General features: G+C 37.2%; 3 protein-coding genes. All 3 read left to right on the top strand.

Going from position 1 to position 3,837, the window contains the following annotated elements:
- Positions 1 to 424: homoaconitate hydratase (locus ENL20_10710; protein ID HHE39025.1), on the top strand; the 424-nt coding region annotated here is incomplete at its 5' end.
- A gap of 44 nt (positions 425 to 468) precedes the next feature.
- Entirely contained in the window at positions 469 to 1,251 is a 783-nt protein-coding gene (locus tag ENL20_10705) for a DUF3800 domain-containing protein (GenBank protein ID HHE39024.1), read from the top strand.
- A gap of 112 nt (positions 1,252 to 1,363) precedes the next feature.
- Complete coding sequence (locus ENL20_10700; GenBank protein HHE39023.1) at positions 1,364 to 3,142, top strand: homoaconitate hydratase family protein; 1,779 nt, start codon at positions 1,364 to 1,366, stop codon at positions 3,140 to 3,142.
- Positions 3,143 to 3,837 lie beyond the last annotated feature (695 nt).

Raw genomic sequence — 3,837 nt, 5'->3', positions numbered from 1 at the left:
CTTCCATAATCGTTATCTTACTATCACTGACATCAATGAAATGGGACAATATACATTCGATAATCTGGAAGGTTGGAAAGACTTTTCCGCAAAGGCAGAATCCGGTGATATCGTTATCACAGGAAAGAATTTTGGTGCCGGAAGTTCGCGTCAGCAAGCTGTAGATTGTTTTAAATCGCTTGGTGTTCAACTAATTTTGGCTGAATCCTTCGGAGCAATTTATGAGCGAAATGCCATTAATGCTGCCTTTCCAATTTTAACTTATACTAATATTGATGAGCTGCAGCTCAACCAAAGAGATAAAGTGAAAATCGATATTGAAAATGGCATAATTGAAAATCTGGAAAATGGCAAGAAAGTTGAGATCAGTAAATTCTTTGATGTTCAGATGGAAATTTATCTGAGAGATGGATTGCTTAGTTAATTTGAAATTTGAAATGAGGAATTTGAAATTGACGGAATAAACAAATGAATAAATATAGGATATACATAGATGAAACAGGGAATTCTGATCTGAACAGTTCAGCTAATCTCAATCATCGTTTTCTTACATTAACGGGCGTGATTATTTCTTTGAATTATGTCAGAGAAGTTTTGCATCCTGAAATGGAAGAGATTAAAAACAATATTCTTGGTCAACATCCGGATGATCCGATAATTTTTCATCGAAAAGAAATTGTTAACAAGAAACATCCTTTCGAAAAACTTCGCGATCCTGAGATAGAACAACTTTTTAATAAAACCATTTTAGAAAAATTATCTAAATGGAATTACAAAATAATTACTATCTTAATTGATAAAAAAGAACATAAAGAAATTTATCAGATTTGGAAATATGATCCTTATCATTATTGTTTAGCTATTCTAATGGAAAGGTATCTATTCCATTTAGAGGATAATAATGTCCAAGGTGATGTTCTAATTGAATCCCGTGGAGGGAAAGAAGACATCCGACTAAAAAAATCATTTTCGCACTTGTATCATAACGGAACTGAATATATTGAATCCTTAAAATTCCATAAATATCTTACTTCAAAACAAATAAAAGTTAAACCTAAAATTGCTAATATCGATGGATTGCAGTTGGCTGATCTCATTGCGCATCCATCCAGAAGACAGTTTCTGTTGCACTTAGATTTTCAGAAAAAGACAAAAGAAGTTTTTGGGGATAAAATTATTGAAGTAATTCAATCTAAGTATTACAAAAAAGGTAATAAACTTTTTGGATATGGTATGAAAAAATTGCCATAAGAAACCCCCTTGCGGGGGCAATGGCTTTCGCCATCCACCTCCAGATAACTGGATTGGTTCCGATAATAATAATAATAATTTTTTGTCAAATAATATTTTAGGAGGTTCTTAGATGAACGGAAAGACTTTTGTAGAAAAAATACTGGGTGCAGAAACTGGTGCTATAGTTTTTCGTAAACCGGATATTGTTCTAACACACGATAATACTGCCAGTATCAAGAATACGTTCAATAAAATGGGCGGTGTAAAAGTTGCCGATCCTGATCAGCTTCTGGTTGTTCTCGATCACAATGCGCCACCAACAAATGCCAAACTGGCGAATCAGTATCAAACGATCCGTGATTTTGTAAAAAATCAGGGAATTAAGAAATTCCACGATGTAGGAGAAGGAATCTGTCATCAAATGATGAGCTATCATGCAAAACCTGCCATGATCATTGTGGGAAGTGACAGTCATACTTGTACAGCCGGTGCTTTCAATGCTCTTGCTGCTGGAATCGATAGAACTGAATCTGCAGGAATTTGGAAGCGAGGAGAAACTTGGTTCCGTGTTCCCGAATCAATGAAGATCACTCTAAATGGGAAACTTCAGCCCGGAGTTTATGCTAAAGACATTTCGCTTTGGATCATCGGTATGATCGGTTCTGCTGGAGCAAATTATATGAGCATTGAGTTTCATGGTGAAGGTGTGAAAACCCTCTCCATTTCGCAAAGAATGACTCTTACTAATCTTGCTTCGGAAATGGGTGCTAAAAATGCAGTTTTTCCACCTGATGAAGTTCTGGAAGATTTTCTTGGAGAAAAAATTGTGAACGGTATTTGGGCTGATGCAGATGCAAAATATGAACGAGAAATTGAGATCAATTTAAATGAGATATTTCCGCTTGTAGCAGCTCCTCATCATGTGGATAACGTGAAAGCTGTTTCCGAAGTTCAGGGAACAAAGCTGAATCAGGGACTCATTGGAACCTGTACAAATGGACGTTTGGAAGATATCCGCATCGCTGCAGAAATTCTGGATGGAAAGAAGGTTGCCTACGGTTTCCAACTTTTGGTGATTCCAGCTTCCAAAGAAATTTATCTGCAAATGATCGAAGAAGGTTTAACCACCAAACTCATGAACGCAGGCGCCAGTGTACTGGCAGTTTCCTGCGGACCATGTCTGGGAACAGGACAAGGAATTCCTGCTGATGGTTACACTGTAATTTCCACTGCTAATCGTAATTTCAAAGGCCGCATGGGAAACAAAGAAGCTCAGATATATCTGGCTTCTCCTGCCTGCGTAGCTTACAGTGCAATCACCGGAGAGATCACAGATCCGCGTGGAAAAGCTTTTGCAGATAAATATCCATATCCAAAAGCACAAAGCACAACCGTGGATATCCAGCCAGATGACAATAGAAGAGCAGAAACAACTTGGAATTACGCTGATGTAGATAATCTGAATACTGACCAGATGTTTGCCGGAAATCTCACATATCAAGTTCTTAGCTCCGATCCTGAGGCTATCATGCCATATCTGTTTGTAGATTTCGATGAAAATTTCACAAAAAAAGTGCAAGCTGGTGATGTAGTTATCGCTGGAGAAAACTTCGGCTGCGGCAGCTCTCGAGAACATCCTGCTGTTGGGTTGGCTCACGCCGGAGTAAAAGCAGTTATTGTTAAATCTGTTAATCGTATTTTCTACCGCTCATCAGTAAATCAAGGTCTTCCAATTATTGTATTACCGGAAGTTGTAGATGCATACAACCAAGGTGACAAAGTTGAAGTTAGTTTGGAAAATGGATTCGTGAGGATTAACGAAAATGAATTTAAATTTGCTCCACTTCCAAAAGAATTGATGGCGATCTTCGAGAAGAAAGGTTTGATAAACTGGGTAAAGGAGAATTAGATTTGCCGCAAAGTACGCTAAAACGCAAAAGACAAAAACCTTGTGAATTATGTATCGGCTTGGTTACAAACGATGCTGGAACTCTTTCTGCTAACCAATGGTTATCGAACATCTTGCTTTTCTCGACCTTCGCAATGGTTCTGTTAAATACCAATCTTCCATAATATCTCATTCCTAAACTCCTGTTTGGGAATGAGAAAAAATAGCAAATCCCTGCGAATTTTGTATTGGGCTTCTTGCTTTGCTGGACTTTTGTAATGGTTTATAGAAACAAAGGACAATGAATTATAAAACAAGTCGCAGTGTGTTTCAGCACTAATTCATTAGATATAACTAACTAGTTCCCATGCAGAAATGCATGGGAGCTTTTTAAATATTGTCTCCTTCATATGGCTTTTGAGTATTTGTGCCGTAGGAAGAACGTTTGATACTGCTTGAGTTATCTGTAGGATCGCGAGTTTATCAATTTTCGTTCTGACGAGGATAACAAATCAAAAGTCTAATATACGGGAAAATTTCTTTTTGCTTCTGTTTTTCTTTGGGTGACAAAGAAAAATGACGATAATTTTTTTTATATCCATGCAAATCTTTGAACTATTATTTTTGCTAATATGAAAAATTTGTGGTTTCCCACTTGACAGCAGATTCAATCATTGCAGATTCAGTCCAGATCAGTGCTAAACATAGTATTGTGG

The organism is Candidatus Cloacimonadota bacterium (assembly GCA_011372345.1).
GTDB lineage: Bacteria > Cloacimonadota > Cloacimonadia > Cloacimonadales > TCS61 > DRTC01.
The sequence above is the reverse complement of the archived record's forward strand: the minus strand, read 5'-3'. Positions and strand labels throughout refer to the sequence as shown.

Coding starts and splice junctions, on each gene's coding strand:
- ENL20_10705 (HHE39024.1), top strand. CDS start 469: ATGAATAAATATAGGATATACATAGATGAAACAGGGAATTCTGATCTG.
- ENL20_10700 (HHE39023.1), top strand. CDS start 1,364: ATGAACGGAAAGACTTTTGTAGAAAAAATACTGGGTGCAGAAACTGGT.